Below are 17,732 nucleotides of genomic sequence, written 5' to 3' on the forward strand. Positions count from 1 at the left end.
GCTCTACCCTTCGATAACCATCGTGCGCACGACGGACTCACAGGCTGTCAGTACACGCTGTTCTCCGCCCTGCGTGTACTGGCAGCCCACACTGACCTGGGCATTACCCTGGAACAGCACGTACCAATCAACCATCGCGTTGCGCCTGTCGACCCGTTCGACGTAGTGGATGGCCTCGCGGCCGCCGAAGGTGGTCTTCTCCTCGAAGCCCGAGAATTCGTCGCCGCCGTCCTCGAAGTCCTTGCGGAGTTTCTCGACGGCGCGGGCGCGGTCGGCGGAGCTGTCGAAACTCAGCCGCTTCTCCTCGACCAGCACGAGGTCGTCGCCCTTCTCGGCGCCGGTCGGCTTGATCTCGGTGCGCAGCAGGTTGGGGTTGCCGCCGGTCTGGGTCCAGCCGTCCGGCAGGCCGAAGCGGTATTCGTACTGCGCGATCACCCGGCCGGGGTCGGTGGTCTCGTCGCGGCCGGTGAGGCTGACGATCGCGACCACGACCGCCGCGACGACCACCGCGACACCGGCCGCGATCAGCGTGATCATGCGACCCCGGCGACGCGGCGGTGTGATCACCGGCAGGGGAAGCGACGGCGGACCGGCGGGACGCGGCGGCGGGACCGGCGCGCGCACGACCGGGCGGGTCCGATCGCTGTCCACCTGCCTGCCGACGACCCCGGTGTGGTCCGGCTCGACGGAAACCGCGCGCATCGCGCCCCGGGCGACGACGGTCTCTGGCTGGTCGAGGGTCACCGGCACGACCCCGGTGCGTTCGGCGACGAGCCGGGCGACCAGCGGGATCCGGCTCGACCCGCCGACGAGAAAGATCCCCGACAGCTGCCGTGGGTCCAGGCCGGCTTCGCGGATCGTGGCCAGCGTCAGGTCGACGGCCCGGCCGACCGCGGGGCCGATGAGGCGCTCCAGGTCGACCCGGGTGACATGCGCGTCCGGGAAGGGCGACGGCAGCGGCACGTCGGTGTAGGTGTGCCGCGACAGGGTTTCCTTGGCGTTGCGGATGTCCTGGCGCAGCACGCGCCTGCGGCGGCGGTCGGCGAGGTCGCGGCCCTCGACCAGGGCACGCCACGCGTCCGGGTCGCCCGCGGAGACCATCTCACCGACGTGGCCGAGCAGCAGTTCGTCGATGTCGGCGCCGCCGAAGTGCGGGTCGCCTTTGGTCGCGAGCACGGTGAACGGGGGCGCGGGCCTGCCGGGTGGGGTCGTGCGGACCACGCTGACGTCGACGGTGCCGCCGCCGAGGTCGAGCACGGCCAGCGTGCGGCCGCCCGGGCCGGGGTAGCTCGCGGAGTGGAACACCGCGGCGGCCACCGGCTCGGGGACGAGCACGACCCGGTCGGCGAGGCCGGACGCGGCCTGGCGCAGCACGTGGGTGCGCACGCCGCCCCAGTCGGCGGGGTGGGTGAGCATGAGCTGGCTGACCTGTGCGCCGCCGCCGACGCGCCGGGCCTCGGTGAGCGCGCGGCCGATCACCGCGCGGAAGACGGCGCCGACCGGGACGACGGCGTCGCCGAGCAGCAGTTCGGCCTCGTCGATGCGGCGCTTGGGGTGCGGCTCGTAGCGGGACGGGTCGAGCGCGGCCTGGCGTTCGGCCTCCTGCCCGACGAACAGGGTGCCGTCGGGCGCGGCGTAGACGGCCGAGGACAGTAGCGGCTGCCCGTCGACCACCACGACCTGCGGCTCGCGGCCGTGCACGGAGACCGCGACACACGTGCTCGACGTGCCGAAGTCAATCGCGACGCGCAGTGCCACAGTCCCGACCCCTTGTGATCTCCCGACTCCGGGTCACCCTACGTGGTGCTTGGTCACGCCGAGCCGCGCGGCTCCAGCCCGCCGCGCCGGTTGCGGCGCACGGTGTGCACCACGAGCAGCGTCGCCAGGAGCGCGAGCAGGCCCGCGCCGGAGCCGATGACGGCGACCCGCATGGGCGTCCAGTCCTTGACCACGGGCGGCGGCAGGTCGATCTTGACGTCGAGCGCGTCGTCCGGCGCGGTGCCCTGCTCGGCCGGGATGATCGAGGTCAGCGCGCTGATCGGGTTGATCATGCCGTAGCCGACCAGGTTGTCCCGGCCGCCGGTCGCCGCCGGGTGCGCCGAGGTGATCTTGATGCGCTCCATGACCTGCTTGGCGTTGAGCGTGGGGAACTTCTCGCGGATCAGCGCGGCGAGGCCCGCGACGTAGGGCGCGGCGAAGCTCGTGCCCTGGATGGCCGAGCGCTGGCCGCTGGGCAGCACCTGCATGTTCGCCAGGCCGTCGGTGGCCGGGTCGAGCGAGATGATCTCGGTGCCCGGGGCCGCGACGGTGACCCACGGGCCCTGGATGGAGAAGTCGGCGATGTCGCCGGTGCGGGTCATCGCCGCCACCGAGATCACGTGCTCGGCGAACCACGGGGGCAGCACGATGCTCGTCGGCCGGTTCGGGTCGCTGCCGTTCTTGGCGTCCTGGCACTTCGGCGCGCCGGAGTTGCCCGCCGACGCCACGATCACGACGTCCTTGTCGAAGGCGTACTTCAGCGCGGCCTGCAGGTTCTGCTCGGACCGCGAGATCGCGCCCTCCGAGGCGAACCGGCAGCTGTCGACCGACATGTTGAGCACCTTGACGTTCTGGTTGGCCGCGTGGACGACGGCCTGGGCCAGGGTGTCGATGGTGCCCGCCGGGGTCTCCCCCGGGTTCGGGTCGGTCGGGGTGACGCGCTTTCCCTTGTAGTTCTGGCTGGACTGGCGGATGGACAGGATGCGCGCGTCCGGGGCGATGCCCTTGAAGCCGATGTCGGCGGGCGTCTTGGCTGCGATGATGCCCGCGACCTCGGTGCCGTGGCCGTCGCAGTCCTCGAGGCCGTTGTTCGCCGCGACCACGAAGTCGCCGCCGCCGCTGAGCCGGTCCTGGAAGTACGGGTGCTGCTTGACCCCGGTGTCGATCACCCCGACCAGGACGTTCTTGCCGGTGGCGAACTTGTGCAGCTCGTCGAAGCGCAGCTGGAGCTGGCCCCATGGCTTGTTCTTGAGGTCGACGCCCTGGTTGAGCGAGCTGATGCACTCGACCGACCGCTTGTACTCGATGTCGGGTGCGGTGCCCGAGGGCACCGGGAAGCCGGGCGGCAGCGGCGGCGGGGTCGCCATCGACGGCTTCTCCGCCTCGGTTGGCTGCTGGGCGACCGCGAGCGGCGCCGCGGCGAGGGTGATCAGCGTGGCCGCGGCCACGACAGCCGGGAGCCGACGCATCAGAACGAGACCTGCCGCAGGGTGCTGTAGAGCTCCATGACCGCCAGCGCGATCGGCAGCACCGAGGCGATGCAGATGGCCTCGATGATCTCGACCGTGCGCCGCAGCGGCGGGGAGAACCGCTGCTCGGGGAAGATCACGCCGAGCACGAGCGCGGCGGCGGCGATGACCATCAGCGCGCCGAACACCCACAGCAGGCGGGAGAACGGGTCGGCCGTGGTCAGCCAGCCGAGCAGGATGCCCGCGGCGCTGACCATTCCGGAGGCGAGCAGCGCGACCGCCTGGCTGCCGTTGGCGTAGGTGCGCGCCCGCAGCAGCAGCACGGCCGTGGCCACGACGCCGAGGATGACGCCCCAGATGTCGGGTGAGCCCGCCGCGACGATCGCGCCGACGGCGGCGGCCAGGCCGCAACCGATGATCATGCCGGTCATGTACTCGTGGGCAAGGCCCGCGCGGCGCTCGATCGAGCGGTAGTCCGGGAAGCCGGTGTCCTCTTTGAGGTCCTCCGCGCTGCCGGGGACGTTGGGCAGCGGCAGCCGGGCGAGCTGGATCGTCAGCCTGGGCAGGACCGACAGCGCGCCGAGCGCCACCGCGACGGTGCCCGCGGCGATGCCCTCCGCCGGGTGCGCGACCAGGGTGGCCACGCCGAAGGCCAACACGCCGAGCGCGGCCGCGGTGCCCGCCGCGACGAAGGTGGTGATGCCCGTGCCGATCAGCATGATCGACGCCGAGGCGACGATCAGCACCAGCGCGCAGGCGAGCAGCAGGCTCGCGCGGCCGGGGTAGCCGGGCACGATCGACAGACCGCTGACGAACGCCAGCGGCAGCCCACCCGCGGCGGCGATCAGCACACCGGTGGTCTGGGACTGGTAACCGCGCGCGATCACGGCGCCGACGGCCACGGCGACGACGCTCGCCACGCCCGCGGTGATCGCCGGGCCGAGGTTGCCGCCGCCCCACATGGGGCCCGCCATGAACACCGCGAGGGCGCCCACGACCAGGGCGATCGCGCCCGCGATGTGGCCGATGCGGTTGGCGGTCTCCTTGGTCCACGGCCGGTAGCTGTCCGGGGTGGACTCGGCGATGGCGTCGACGACATCGTCGTACAGCGCGGGCGGCGGGTTCTCGGCCCGCTTGCGCAGCTGCAGCATGTCGCCGTCGACGATGCCGAGCGAGCCGAGCGTGCGGCTCGGGTCGAGCGGGTTGTCGCCGAGCTTGGCCAGGCACCAGCCGCCGTGCCGGGCGCCGCCGTCCGGCGTGGCCTCCTTGGCCATGTCCAGCAGCATCGGCAACAGGTCGGCCACCGAGACGTCAGCGGGGAGCGCGACGTCGATTCGCGTTCTCGGCGCGACCACCGTCACCCGGCTGAACACGGTCGTTCCCGAAGCCACCGCCTGCCCCCTTGAGTTGTCCACAGGTCCGCGCGAAGAGTCCCGGACCGGCCGGAACCGCCCCTAGTATGGCCATACCGGAATCCGCGGGTGCGGCGGTTCCCGAGAATGCTTGACCAAATGGGGGAGGAATCGTGTCGGAAGGCCAGTCGACGTCGTCGGTCGTGAAGCTGCTGCCACCGCTGGCCGTGGCCGCCGCGCTGGGGATCGCCGTCTTCCTCTTCCTGGTCACCGGCAGGCATCCGGCCACGCTCGCGCCCGCGCTGGTGTACCTCGCGGCGCTGATCACGATGGTGTGGACGCCGGTGGGCAGGCTTCAGGTCAGCCGTATCGGTCTCGGCGTGCTGTTGGTAGGCGCGTCGGTGGCGATGATGGCGGTGATGTACGTCGAGGGTGGGCGCAACCTGACCTCGCTCAACTTCGGCGGGATGTTCTTGATCACCGCCGTGGCGGTGACGTTCTTCGGCGCCGCGGGCGAGAAGCCCGCGCACGCCGCCGCCGACTGGCTGCCGCTGCTCGGCGCCGTCGGCGCGGCGGTCGCGATGACCGAGTTGTACGTGTACACGGCGAACCTGTCGACGCTCGTCATCGGCGGTCTGTTCGCCGTCGTCTCGATCATCACCCTGGCGGCGGCCACGACGGCGGGTCCGCCGAAGTTCGCGATCGGGCTGGTCGCGGTGGCCGTGGCGGTCGGGCTGATCTATCTGTCGGCGATCTCCGGGGCCGTGGTGCCCGGGATCGTGTTGGGCGGGCTCGTGCTCGTCTCGGCGGGACAGTTACTCGGCGCGGGTGTGCGGCCCGCGCAGCAGTCCGCACCGCACTAGGTTGTCCGCGGTCAGCGTCTTCGTTCGGGGAAGGTCGTCGGGGGTGGAGGGTCAGCGCCGGGAATTCGGTTCCCTGGTCGGTGTCTTGTTGTGTGTGTTGGCCGCGGGTGCGGCGGCACTGTCGCTTGTGGTCGCCGGCGTCCACTGGGCGGTGCCGGTGCCCGCAGTGGTCTACGGGATCACCGCGGCTGTGATGGCGTGGGCGTCCGTCGGCCGGTTGCGGGTCACCCGGGTCGCGCTCGGGCTGGTCCTGGTCGGCGCCTCGGCCGGGCTCGCGGCGCTGCTCTACTTCGCTTCCGGGTGGGGTGCGGCGTCGGCCGGTGTGGCGCTGCTGGTCCTCGGCGTCGGGTTCACGTTCCTGGGCTTGCGCGCGGCGGCCGCGCCCACGTCCAAGGTCCAGTGGCTGCCGCTGGTGCTCGTCGCCGCCGCGGTCGTGCTGATCCCCGTGATGTACCTGCCCAGCCGGTCGCTGCCGATGCTGGGGATCAGCGTGCTGTTCCTCGGCGCGGCGGCCGGACGGGTGTGCGCGGCGCCGTATGGTCCCGCGCGGTTGGACCGAACCGCCCCAGGCGGCCGGGCCGGTTCGATAAGTTCTCCCAAGCAGCAGTCGAGGTAAAGAGGTGTCCGTCCGGTGAGCACGCTGCAGTTCAAGCGTTCGCCCCGGCTTGCCGCGCCGCGGCAGCCGGGTGGCGAGGTCCACCTCGAGCCACCGCCCGAGGTGCCCAGGGTGATCCCGGGCAGCATCGTCATGAAGATGCTGCCCGCGGTCATGATCGTGGCGTCCATCGGCATGATGGTCTTCATGTTCATGGTGGGTGGGCGAAACCCCACCTCCCTGCTGTTCGGCGGCATGTTCCTGATGTCGACCGTGGGCATGATGGCCGGCGGCGCGGGCGGACGCGGCGGCGGCCAGAAGAAGGCCGAGATGAACGAGGACCGCAAGGACTACCTGCGCTACCTCGGCCAGATGCGCGACCGCGCCCGCGAGGCCAGCCTCGACCAGCGCGCCTCCCTGGAGTGGACCCACCCCGACCCGCAGGCCCTGTGGTCGATCGCGACCAGCAGGCGCATGTGGGAGCGCCGCCAGGCCGACCCCGACTTCTGCCACCTGCGCGCGGGCCGCGGCTCGCAGCGCCTGGCCACCCGGCTCGTGCCGCCGCAGACCGGGCCGGTCGACGAGCTGGAGCCGATCGCGACCCTGGCGCTGCGCCGGTTCGTCCGCGCGCACTCGATCGTGCCGGAGCTGCCGATCCAGGTCGCCATCCGCGGGTTCGCCGCGGTCGGCCTGTCCGGCGACCGGGAGCTGACCCGCGGCCTCGCCCGCGCGCTGATCTCCCAGCTCGTCACCTTCCACACCCCTGATGACGTGCTCATCGCCGTGGTCACCGCCGGGCGGGCCAAGCAGGAGTGGGAGTGGGCGAAGTGGCTGCCGCACGCCCAGCACCCGTCCCTGGTCGACGGCATCGGCCAGCTGCGGATGATGGCGGGCTCGCTCGCCCAGATCGAGGAGTGGCTCGACGAGGAGCTGCGCGACCGGCAGCGGTTCACCCGCAACGCCCCGCCGCAGCCCGACCAGCCGCACATCGTCATCGTGATCGACGACGGCGAGGTCACCCGGGAAGAGCAGATCATCCTCGAGGAGGGCCTGGTCGGCGTCACGCTGCTCGACCTGTCCGACTGCCTCGGCAACCTCACCGCCCGCCGCGGCCTGCGGCTCGTGGTCGAGGAAGAGCGGCTCGGCGCGCGCAGCGCCAGCGGCGTCGAGTGGTTCGCCAAGCCCGACAACCTGAGCGTGGCCGAGGCCGAGGCACTGGCCCGCAAGCTTTCGCCGTACCGGCTCAGCGCCACCGCGGCCGACTCCGGCGACGACGAGCCGTTGAACGCCAACCCCACCCTGCTGGAGCTGCTCGGCATCCCGGGCGACCCGATGACCTTCGACGTCCAGCAGGCCTGGCGGCCGCGACCGGTGCGCGACCGCTACCGCGTGCCGTTCGGCATCGGCGAGTTCGGCCAGTTCGTGGAGCTGGACATCAAGGAAGCGGCGATGGAGGGCATGGGCCCGCACGGCCTGTGCATCGGCGCCACCGGTTCCGGTAAGTCCGAGTTCCTGCGCACGCTGGTGCTCGGCATGCTGGCCACGCACTCGTCGACGACGCTGAACTTCATCCTGGTCGACTTCAAGGGTGGCGCGACGTTCCTCGGCTTGGACGACGCGCCGCACGTCGCCGCGACGATCACCAACCTGCAGGGCGACCTGACTCTGGTCGACCGCATGAAGGACGCACTCGCCGGTGAGATGAACCGCCGCCAGGAGGCGCTGAAGAACGGCGGCAACTTCAAGAACGTATGGGAGTACGAGAAGGCCCGCGAGAACGGCGCCGACCTCGACCCGCTGCCCGCGCTGTTCATCGTGGTCGACGAGTTCTCCGAGCTGCTGTCCGCCAAGCCCGACTTCATCGACCTGTTCGTCGCCGTCGGCCGACTGGGCCGGTCGCTGCAGATGCACATGCTGCTGGCATCGCAGCGGCTCGAAGAGGGCAAACTGCGCGGCCTCGACTCCCACCTGTCCTACCGGATCGGCCTGAAGACGTTCTCCGCGGCCGAGTCGCGCGCCGCGATCGGTGTGCCGGACGCCTTCGAGCTGCCGTCGATCCCGGGTTCGGGCTACCTGAAGTACGACACCAGCACGATGGTCCGGTTCAAGGCCGCGTACGTCTCCGGCCCGTACCGGCCCGCGGGCATGCAGGCCGCGGGTCCCGCCGCGGCGGTCAGCGGCGATCGGCGCGCGAAGCTGTTCGTGCCCGACTACGTCGAGATCCCCAAGGAACCCGAGAAGCCGATCGAGCCGGTCGTCGAGGAGAAGAAGCCCGAAGGCGGCACGGAGGCCAGCGAGCTCGACGTCATCGTCAGCAGGCTCATCGGCCAGGGCCCGCCCGCGCACGAGGTGTGGCTGCCGCCGCTCAACGAGCCCAACTCGCTCGACACGCTCTTCCCGCCGCTGCAGCCCACCGAGGACCGCGGTCTGTCGCCGGTCGGCTTCTACGGCAACGGCAGGCTTCAGGTGCCGCTGGGCATCATCGACAAGCCGTTCGAGCAGCGCCGCGACCTGCTGTGGGCCGACTTCTCCGGCGCCGCGGGCCATGCGGCGATCGCGGGCGGCCCGCAGTCGGGCAAGTCGATGATGCTGCGCACGCTGATCATGTCGATGGCGCTGACGCACACCGCCGAGGAAGTGCAGTTCTACTGCCTCGACCTCGGTGGCGGCACGATGGGCACGCTCGACGGCCTGCCGCACGTCGGCGGTGTCGCGGGCCGTATCGACCCGGACAAGGCCCGCCGAATGGTCGCCGAGGTGGTCAGCCTGGTGTCCACGCGCGAGCAGCTGTTCCGCGACCTCGGCATCGACTCGATGACCGACTTCCGCAACCGCAAGCGGCGCGGGGAGATCAAGGAGGACCCGTTCGGCGACGTCTTCCTGATCGTCGACGGCTGGCTGAACTTCCGCCAGGAGTTCGAGGCGCTGGAGATGCAGGTCGTCAACCTGGCCGCGCAGGGCCTGTCCTACGGCATCCACGTGATCGTGGCGGCCAACCGGTGGGCCGAGATCCGGCCCGCGCTCAAGGATCTGCTCGGCACCCGGTTCGAGCTGCGCCTCGGTGACCCGAGCGAGTCCGATGTGGACCGTCGAGTCGCGGTCAACGTCCCGGCCGGACGCCCCGGTCGCGGCCTTTCGCGCGACAAGCTGCACTTCCTCACCGGCCTGCCGCGCATCGACGGGTCGAGCAACCCCGACGACGTCGCCGGTGGCGTGCAGGACGCGGTCGCCAAGATCAAGGCCGCGTGGCGCGGCCGCACCGCGCCGCGGGTCCGCCTGCTGCCCGAGGTCATCAGCTACGAGGACCTGCTGGCCCAGGACTCGCGCCGCGACACCAAGCTCGTCCCGATCGGTGTCGATGAGAACGAACTGGCCCCGGTCTACCTCGACTTCGACGCCGAGCCGCACTTCATGGCCTTCGCCGAGGGCGAGTCGGGCAAGACCAACCTGATCCGCAACATCGTGCGCGGCATCATGGACCGCTACACCCCGCAGGAAGCGGTCATCCTGCTCGTGGACTACCGGCGCACGATGCTGGGCTTCATCGACACCAACCACCTGCTCGGGTACGCGGTGTCGTCCAACCAGCTCAACGACATGGTCAAGGACGTCCGCGGCTCGATGCTCAAGCGGCTCCCCGGCCCCGACGTCACCCAGGAGCAGCTCAAGAACCGCTCCTGGTGGAAGGGCCCGGAGCTGTTCGTCATCGTCGACGACTACGACCTGGTCGCCCCGCAGGGCACCAACCCGCTGCAGCCGCTGTCGGAGTTCCTGCCGCAGGCCAAGGACGTCGGCCTGCACATGATCACCGCCCGGCGCTCGGGTGGCGCGTCGCGGGCGATGTTCGACCCGATCCTCGGCAAGCTGCGCGAGATCGCCAGCCCCGGCATCGTCATGAGCGGCAACAAGGACGAGGGCGCCCTGCTGGGCACCGTCAAGCCGTCCGCGATGCCGCCCGGCCGCGGCACCCTGGTCAGCCGCAAGGTCGGCCAGGCGCTCATGCACGTGTCCTGGATCCAGCCGGAGTAAGCGGCACACGACGAAAGCGGGCCTTGATCCAGTGGATCAAGGCCCGCTTCGCGTTTCGGGGTCTAGTCCTCGTCGCCGATGACCGACGGGGAGGTCTTGGTCGGCTTGCCGAAGATGTCCGTCGGGTCGGCCACCACGCGGTTGCGCGACTTGTGCTCGGTGTCGCCGCCCTGCTGGCCGCCCATGCCACCCATGCCGCCCATCATCGGCATGCCGCCACCCAGGCCGCCGCCCGCGCGGCCGGACCCGCCGCCACCGCCCGCCGCGCCCGCCTGGGCCGCGGGAAGACCGGCTGAGGCACCGCCCGCGGCTTCACCCGCGTAGACGTAGCCACCGGGCTGCGGCGGGTTGACCTGGCCTGCACCGCCGCCGCCACCACCGCCGATCGACCCAACGCTGCCGCCGCCACCACCGCCGCCGCCTGCTCCACCACCGGCGCCGCCTTTGACGGCGTCGGGCTGGGTCGGCTCGGGGCCGCCGGTCTTGGGGATCTCCGGCGGGGTGTACGCCCAGTTCGCCGTGGGCATCGTGTGGGCCATGGTGACCTTGTCGAACACCGCGGAACCGTCGACGCCCTCGCACAGGCGCACCAGCGCCTCCAGGACCTGCCGGACGGACTCGAACAGCTCCTTGGTCGGCCGCTTCATGTGATCGAGGTACTGCCGCGTGCGGTCCTCGCCCTGCACCGGCAGGGTCATCGCCTCGGAGGCCGTCTCCGCGGTCTCGGCGAGGATGCTCGCCATGTCGGTGACGATCTCGCGCAGGCCGTCGGCGGTGAGGTCGAGGATCTCCGACATCGCCGCCATCGCGTCGGACATGTCGTGGCCCGCGAGGCCCACGCTGTTCATGTACTCGATGAACGAGTCCGCGTCGGCGCCCTGCCACGCCGCGTCGAGGCCGCCGAGCGGCTTGGTGAGGTCGTCGGCGACCTTGTCGGCGTGGATGCTCGCCGCGGCCCAGCGCGCGGCCTCGGCGTGCAGGTCGCTCCAGCGGCCGACGACCGGGGCGAAGTACTCCTCCACCGGGTCCGGCACGCCGAGGTCGACGCAGAGGCGCTGGAGGAAGTCCAGGTAGGCGCCGACGTCGGCCTCGACGTCGCGGCCGTCCTTGCCGTCCTTCGGCGGCGGCACGGCGATGTGTTCGTCGGCCCGGTGGTGCTGCAGCCGGTCGGGCCGGTGCGGTTCAAGCCGGTCGAGCCGGTGCGGCTGCGGTTCGAACCGCTCCGGGCGGACGGGACTCATCCGGGCCATGTCCGCGGTGTGCCGCTCAGCGGTCTCACGCCTGTCCATCGGATCCCCCTACGCCTGACCGCTGCGGTTGATCGTCTGCACGCTGTCCTCATCCGACACGCGGTGGTTGTCGGCGATCTCGCCGAGGCTGTGCGCCGCGGCCTCCAGCGACTCCACCGCCCTGGTCAGCTGCCCGCGCAGCGTCTCGGCGGCGCGGCCGTAGGACTCGGCGATGCGCACCGTGCGGCCCAGCGAGCCGAACGACTCCGCGGTCAGCGGGGCGGTGTTGAGCACGCCCGACGCCGACGACAGGGTCTCCGCGCCGAGTGCCACCTGCTTGGCGTACCCGCTCACCCAGTCGGGGTCGATCTTGATCGCAGCCATCGACGGCCAGCCTCCTCGAGCGTTCTGTGCCCTTCTGACGGTAGGCGGTCGGAGCCGGTTCCCGAAGTGTCAGCTCCCCGGGGCTTTAGGGGTCGTGGACGGGAACTCGCCCGGCGCGGCGGGCACCGTGTCGAACGTCTGCTGCACGTCGCGGGTGTTGAGCGAGGCGCCGTTAGGCAGCAGGCGGACGATGGCGTCCGGCGCGGGCCGCTGGTTGCCGAGGCCGAGCGCGGCCGCGGTGCGCGCGTCCGGCACACCGAACTTCACGCCGCGGTCGGACACCAGGTAGATCGGGCCCGTGGCGAAGTCCTGTTTGGACGTCGCGCCGCGCACGACCGCGGCGCGGCCCGGCGGCATGTAGAAGTGGTCGAGCCGCTGGCCGTCGGCGCTCGGCGTGCTGATCTTCACCGTCGCGGGCTGGCCGTTGGCCGCGCGCGGCAGCGGCAGCTGGGTGCCGACGTGGACCTCGGTGTGCTCGTCGGCGTCCTGGCCGGAGCCCACGACGTTCCACTTGAGACAGGCCACCGGGGCGTTGACCGGGGCCAGCGCCTCGGGCACGACGTTGGGGAACGTGCGCTCGTCCAGGGGGTTCTTCGGCGGGTCGGACGGGATCTGGTCGGGCCGCACCGAGGCGATCTCCTCGCCACCGGCGGTCACGGTGAACCGGATCAGGTCGGCGGTGGTCTTCTTGATCTGCTGCACGCCGTCGCGCAGGACCACGAAGTAGTCGAACTGGCCTGCGCGCTCGATCTTGACGACCGAGCCGACCGGCAGGCCGTTGATGTTGATCTCGCTGGGCCCGCCGCGGCCGGGGATGTCCGGCGACTTGAGCGCGGGCGCTTCGGGGATCGCGTTGAGCAGGCCGGTGGTGATCTTGCGCATCCGGTCGGTCCGCAGGTTCAGCGCGGACTTCACCCGGTTCTCGGTCATGTCGACCTCGGCGCGCACGGTGTTGGCGTTCTTGATGTTGGCCGTGGCCGGGGTGCGGTAGACGAGGTAGACCTTCTTGTTGTCCGCCTCGACCAGCAGGGCCTCGTTCTCGGCCAGTTCTGCGCCGAAATCGGTGTGCCCGGCGGTGACCGTCGTCTCGATCTTGTGCTGGCTGGTCGGGTCGGGGAGGCTGCGGTCGATCGCGTACTCGTCGCACACCGCCCAGTCGCCGCTGACCCGCTGACTTTCCTCGGGCAGCATCTGCGGGCCGTCGGGGATGCCCGACAGGCGTTCACGCGGGATGTCGACGAGCTTCTCGTCGGGGATCACCTCGGGCACCGCGGGACCGTTGTTGCCGCCGCCACCGTCGTCGGTCTGGCTGCCGGGCTGCTGTTCGCCGCCGCCGCTGCCGCGCGCGAGCAGCAGCAGGCGCGCCGACGCGAGGTTGAACGTCGGCACGAGCACCTTGCCCTTGGCTGTGTTGTTCAACAACACATAGACCGCTCCGGACGGCTTGGCGATCACGATGCCGTCCTGGTTCGGCGCCTTGGGCGCCGGGCTCAGCAGGCCGAAGATCAACACGCCGATGACGCCGACGGCGGCGATGCAGACGCCCACGACGGTGGCCCTGGAATGGGTCCGCATCGGGTCGTGCAGCATCACCGCGTCCTTGCGTACCAGCGCGGACTGCATCCGGCGCAGCACGAAGCGGTATGCCTGAACCTGTGACTTCGTAGTCGGTGTTGATGGCATTCTCGGCCTGCAGCTCTCCCCGTCGCGGTACGGTTCCGCAGGATAGCCGTACGGCCGTCGCTGTATGTGGGTTCTCCACCAACCGGGGGGAATCACAGGCCGTACCGGGCACGATGAGGGGAAGAGAACGAGCGGATGTCCGTGACCACTCCTCCGCGACAGGGCAGGACACCACCGCCGGGACGCCCCGGCCCAGGAGGTCCGGGCAGACCTGGCGGACCGGGTCCGGGCGGCCCTGGGGGGCCGGGCGGACCAGGCGGGCCCGGTGGCCCCGGCGGCCCGCCCGCGGCCCAGCCGCCCGCAGGCCCGCGCACCAAGGTCTCCGCCCGCAGACGCCACCGCGGCGCCAGCCTCGGCGCGCTGCCGGTGTCGAACCTGGTCGTCCTGGAAGTCGGCGTCGCGATCGGCCTTGTGCTGCTGGCGATCGACCTGAAGCTGGTCTACGTCTCGATCGGCGTGGCCGCGGCGGCGTTGATCCTGGCGTTCCTGCGCTGGCGCGGCCGCTGGTTCACCCAGTGGATCGGCCTGACGGCCCGCTACACGTTCCGGTCACACGCCCGGGTGACGAAACCACCCAGCCCGGTGACCATGGAGACCGTGGCGGCCGAGGACGGCGCCCAGGTGACCGGCCCCGACGACCCGCGCGTCAACCTGCTGCGGCTCGCGGTGCCCGACCTGGTCGTGGCGCACGCGGTCGACCACGAGCGCAAGCCGGTCGGCCTGGCCTGGCACGAGGGCACGTGGACGGCGGTGCTGCTGGTCGACCCGGCGCCCGCGCTGGTCAGCCAGGTCGGCTCGACGCCGAGCCTGCCGCTGGGCGCGCTGGCGCCGTGCCTGGAGGACCGCGGCGTGGTGCTCGACGCCATCCAGGTCATCTGGCACTGCTACCCCGGCAGCGTCGCGCTCCCGCCAAGCTCGCCCGCTTTGGCTTCCTACCTTGAAGTCCTCGGCCCGCTGCCCGCCGCGGCCCGGCGCACGACGTGGGTGGCCGTGCGGCTCGACCCGCGCCGCTGCCCGGCCGCCGTGCGCGAGCGTGGCGGCGGCGTCGTCGGCGCCCACCGCGCGCTCATCGGCGCCCTGTCGCGCGTGCGCAACGCGCTGGAGTCGCGGGGCGTGCCGACCCGGCCGCTGGACCCCGACGAGCTGCTCAAGGCCGGGATCTCGGCGGCGGAGCTGACCTCCGTCGCCGGGTCCAACACCCGGGTGTCGCTGCGCGAGCGGTGGACCGGGGTGACCGCGGCGGGCATCGGCCACGCCAGCTACGCGATCACCGGTTGGCCGCAGGGCAAGCTCGCCACGAGCCTCAACTCGCTCACCGGCGTGCGCGCGCTGTCGGCGACGGTCGCGATGTCGATCTCGCCGGGCAGCGACGAGGGCAAGGTCGGCCTGCGCGGGCTGGTCCGCGTCAGCGCCCGCAACCCCAACGAGCTCAGCGACGCCGACGACCGGCTGTCGGCCATCTCCGACCGGCTCGGCATCACCCTGACCCCGCTGCGCGGGCTCCAGGTGGCAGGGCTCGCCGCCACGCTGCCGCTGGGAGGCCAGGCATGAGTAGTTCTTCCAGGCTCCTTGACACGCAGAGCGGCAACGCGGGCGTCGCGCCCGAGTTCATGGTCTCCCCCGAGATGCTCGACGCGGTCAGCCCATCGGGTGACCGCGGCGGCATGGTGCTGGGCTCCGGCCTGGCTGGTGAGCCGCTGACGATCTCGGCGCTGCGTCCGGCGCCGACCAGGATCGTGCTGGTCGGCGGGCTCTACCTGGCGCGCCAGGTGGCGCTGCGGGCGATGGCGGTCGGCGCGTGGGTGGTCGTGGCCACCGGTCGACCGGCGTCGTGGCAGGTGCTGCAGAAGGCCGCGGGCAACGGCCCGGACGGCCGCCCGGCGCCGCTGGTGCAGATCCGCAGGCTCAGCCCGGTGGAACTGCCGCGGCCGTCGGAGGACGGTCCGCTGCTGGTCGTGCACGACGGCGGCCCCACCCCGCAGGAGCTGTTCCCGCCGCGGTCGCCGTGGCAGACCACGGTCTACGTGCTGCCCTACATGCACCCGCAGGCGGGCGCGACGGCCAACGCCGCCGACCTCGTGCTGCTGCAGCGGCTGCCGGTCGGCCAGGCCCAGCTCGCGGCCCGGATCTGGCGGCTGCCGCCGCCCATGGTCCAGCAGCTGACGACGCTGGCCGACGACCAGGTGGTCGCCCTCGGCCGCAACCTGTGGAAGCCGCTGCGGCTGGTCACCACCCAGAAGGAACAGCAGATCCTCGGCCCGGTCCGCCGCGGCGACTGACCCTCCGCGCCGCCCCTTGCCCGAAGGGGCGGCGCTTTCGGGCGGAATGTCCAATTTGGGCGGCCCGCCGTTCCGGTCATCGTAGGCCGTTCGATGCAATCAGCTTGCCCGCGAACGGCCCAATTGCGTCCAGCTACCGCCGGAATCGCAACCCCAATGGCCGCAGGAATAGCGTGAATGAATACGGCGGCACGATTGGGACAGAGCCGCTGCCCTGGCCGCCCGAGGGGCCGATTACCCCGGCAAGCCTAGCGACGTATGCGCTGGTCAGACCATAGCCAACCGCTGAACGGGCCATTTCATTGCCAAGAAAACCCATCTGTGGATAAGGGTTTGTTTCTAAACTTCGTAACTCTCTTGCGTTGCCGAATGACGTTGACCCAATGTTGTGACCGTTCGCGCGAACACCAAAGCACCTCCCAAGACGCACACAGCCCTGATGTGAGGGTTGGGCCGTGTGCTCCCTGGCAAAAGGAGATCGTGCACATGGGTATGTCTCGCGCCACGTCGCTACGGCGACTGGCTGGCGTCGGCCTGGCCACGGTGGCCTGTGTCGCATCAGCGATCACACTCGCAGGACCGGCAGCCGCCGCGGAGGCCCAGATCGTGGGCGCCGACCGGGCCAATGTCGTGAAGGACAGCTACATCGTCGTGTTCAAGGACGGCGCCCAGACTGCCGACGCCCTCGCGCGGCAGTACGGCGGCACCGTCAAGCACCGCTACTCGGCCGCCCTGCACGGCTACGCCGCGACCATGACCGAGGCGCAGGCCAAGAAGGTCGCCGCGGACCCCGCGGTCGCCTATGTCGAGGCCGACCAGGTCATGAAGCTCGAAGCCGACCAGCTGAACCCGCCGTCGTGGGGCCTGGACCGGGTCGACCAGCGTGACCTGCCGCTGAACCAGAAGTACACCTACGCGACCACCGCGTCCAACGTGACCGCGTACATCATCGACACCGGCATCAACCTGACCCACAACGACTTCGGCGGCCGCGCCACCAGCGGCCGCGACACCGTCGACAACGACAACGACGCCACCGACTGCCAGGGCCACGGCACCCACGTCGCGGGCACCGTCGGCGGCGGCGCGTACGGCCTGGCCAAGGGCGTCAAGCTCAAGGCGGTCCGGGTGCTCAACTGCTCGGGCTCCGGCACCAACGCGGGCGTCATCGCGGGCATCGACTGGGTGACGGCCAACCACGTCAAGCCCGCCGTGGCCAACATGAGCCTCGGCGGCGGCGCGTCCACGACGCTGGACGACGCGGTGCGCCGCTCCATCGCCGCGGGCGTCACCTACGCGGTGGCCTCGGGCAACTCCAACGCCAACGCCTGCAACTACTCGCCCGCCCGCGTCGCCGAGGCCCTCTCGGTGAACGCCAGCGACAGCGCCGACGCGCGTGCCTCGTTCTCCAACTACGGCACCTGCACCGACCTGTTCGCCCCGGGTGTGGGCATCACCTCGGCGTGGATCGGCGGCAACGCGGCCACCAACACCATCAGCGGCACGTCGATGGCCTCCCCGCACGTCGCGGGCGCCGCGGCGCTGTACCTGGCGGCCAACCCGACGGCCAGCCCGGCCACGGTGAACGCGGCCATCGTCAACGCCGCGACCCCCAACAAGATCACCAACCCGGGCACCGGCTCCGCCAACCGCCTGCTCTACACCGGCGACGGCACCACCCCGCCGCCCCCGCCCCCGGGCTGCGCCGCGGTGACCAACGGCAACGACGTGCAGATCCCGGACCTGGGCACGGCCAACAGCCCGATCACCATCTCGGGCTGCACCAGCACCCCGTCCACGGCCGCCACCGTCGCCGTGAACATCGTCCACACGTGGCGAGGTGACCTGGTGATCGACCTGGTCGCACCGGACGGCACCGCGTACCGGCTGAAGAACTCCAGCGGGAGCGACTCTGCCGACAACGTGATCGCCACCTACACGGCGAACCTCTCGTCGGAGACGGCGAACGGCACGTGGAACCTGCGGGTTCAGGACGTCGCCCGGTACGACACGGGGTACATCAACAGCTGGACGTTGGACCTGTGAGTTAGTCAGGGGGTAGACCCCCGGTCGGCCCTTCCCTGCTGGGGG

General features: G+C 71.3%; 12 protein-coding genes. 6 read left to right on the forward strand and 6 right to left on the reverse strand.

Annotated elements, in window-relative coordinates; all coding sequences use genetic code 11:
• Window positions 1–3: 3 nt before the first annotated feature.
• The 3 genes from ACSHT8_RS19785 to eccD are packed head-to-tail and all read right to left on the reverse strand — an operon-like array spanning window position 4 to window position 4,618.
• Complete coding sequence (locus ACSHT8_RS19785; protein ID WP_436492356.1) at window positions 4–1,758, reverse strand: type VII secretion-associated protein; 1,755 nt, start codon at window positions 1,756–1,758, stop codon at window positions 4–6.
• A 53-nt stretch (window positions 1,759–1,811) separates the two neighbouring features.
• Complete coding sequence (gene mycP, locus ACSHT8_RS19790; RefSeq protein WP_436492357.1) at window positions 1,812–3,227, reverse strand: type VII secretion-associated serine protease mycosin; 1,416 nt, start codon at window positions 3,225–3,227, stop codon at window positions 1,812–1,814.
• Window positions 3,227–4,618 carry a type VII secretion integral membrane protein EccD gene (eccD, locus tag ACSHT8_RS19795; RefSeq protein ID WP_436492358.1) on the reverse strand — a complete coding sequence of 464 codons (1,392 nt, stop codon included), beginning with the start codon at window positions 4,616–4,618 and terminating at the stop codon, window positions 3,227–3,229. Before eccD ends, mycP begins: the two co-directional genes overlap by 1 nt.
• A 134-nt stretch (window positions 4,619–4,752) precedes the next feature.
• Here eccD and ACSHT8_RS19800 point away from each other — a divergent pair, with 134 nt between their 5' ends.
• The 3 genes from ACSHT8_RS19800 to eccCa are packed head-to-tail and all read left to right on the forward strand — an operon-like array spanning window position 4,753 to window position 10,066.
• Window positions 4,753–5,442: a hypothetical protein gene (locus ACSHT8_RS19800; protein ID WP_436492359.1), complete on the forward strand. Its 690-nt coding sequence runs from the start codon at window positions 4,753–4,755 to the stop codon at window positions 5,440–5,442.
• Between the two features lie 43 nt (window positions 5,443–5,485).
• On the forward strand, window positions 5,486–6,058 hold the full coding sequence (locus tag ACSHT8_RS19805; protein WP_436492360.1) for a hypothetical protein: 573 nt from the start codon (window positions 5,486–5,488) through the stop codon (window positions 6,056–6,058).
• 15 nt (window positions 6,059–6,073) lie between these two features.
• On the forward strand, window positions 6,074–10,066 hold the full coding sequence (eccCa, locus tag ACSHT8_RS19810; RefSeq protein ID WP_436492361.1) for a type VII secretion protein EccCa: 3,993 nt from the start codon (window positions 6,074–6,076) through the stop codon (window positions 10,064–10,066).
• Window positions 10,067–10,128: 62 nt separating this feature from the next.
• On the opposite strand, the gene ACSHT8_RS19815 is transcribed toward eccCa, so the two are convergent.
• The 3 genes from ACSHT8_RS19815 to eccB form a co-directional block, all read right to left on the reverse strand.
• Window positions 10,129–11,355 carry a WXG100 family type VII secretion target gene (locus tag ACSHT8_RS19815; protein WP_436492362.1) on the reverse strand — a complete coding sequence of 409 codons (1,227 nt, stop codon included), beginning with the start codon at window positions 11,353–11,355 and terminating at the stop codon, window positions 10,129–10,131.
• A 9-nt stretch (window positions 11,356–11,364) separates the two neighbouring features.
• Window positions 11,365–11,679, reverse strand: a complete 315-nt coding sequence (locus ACSHT8_RS19820) for a hypothetical protein (RefSeq protein WP_436492363.1) — start codon at window positions 11,677–11,679, stop codon at window positions 11,365–11,367.
• A gap of 69 nt (window positions 11,680–11,748) precedes the next feature.
• Entirely contained in the window at window positions 11,749–13,362 is a 1,614-nt protein-coding gene (gene eccB, locus ACSHT8_RS19825) for a type VII secretion protein EccB (protein WP_436492364.1), read from the reverse strand.
• Window positions 13,363–13,728: 366 nt separating this feature from the next.
• Between eccB and eccE the strand changes: the two genes are divergently transcribed.
• The 3 genes from eccE (at window position 13,729) to ACSHT8_RS19840 (ending at window position 17,687) form a co-directional block, all read left to right on the forward strand.
• Entirely contained in the window at window positions 13,729–14,913 is a 1,185-nt protein-coding gene (gene eccE / locus ACSHT8_RS19830) for a type VII secretion protein EccE (protein ID WP_436502112.1), read from the forward strand.
• Window positions 14,910–15,641 carry a hypothetical protein gene (locus ACSHT8_RS19835; RefSeq protein ID WP_436492365.1) on the forward strand — a complete coding sequence of 244 codons (732 nt, stop codon included), beginning with the start codon at window positions 14,910–14,912 and terminating at the stop codon, window positions 15,639–15,641. The genes eccE and ACSHT8_RS19835 overlap by 4 nt, the downstream gene beginning before the upstream one ends.
• Before the next feature lie 486 nt (window positions 15,642–16,127).
• Window positions 16,128–17,687: a S8 family peptidase gene (locus ACSHT8_RS19840; RefSeq protein ID WP_436492366.1), complete on the forward strand. Its 1,560-nt coding sequence runs from the start codon at window positions 16,128–16,130 to the stop codon at window positions 17,685–17,687.
• The last annotated feature ends 45 nt before the right edge of the window (window positions 17,688–17,732 follow it).

The sequence above is a fragment of the Actinokineospora sp. HUAS TT18 genome (assembly GCF_051364635.1).
Taxonomy (GTDB): Bacteria; Actinomycetota; Actinomycetes; order Mycobacteriales; family Pseudonocardiaceae; genus Actinokineospora.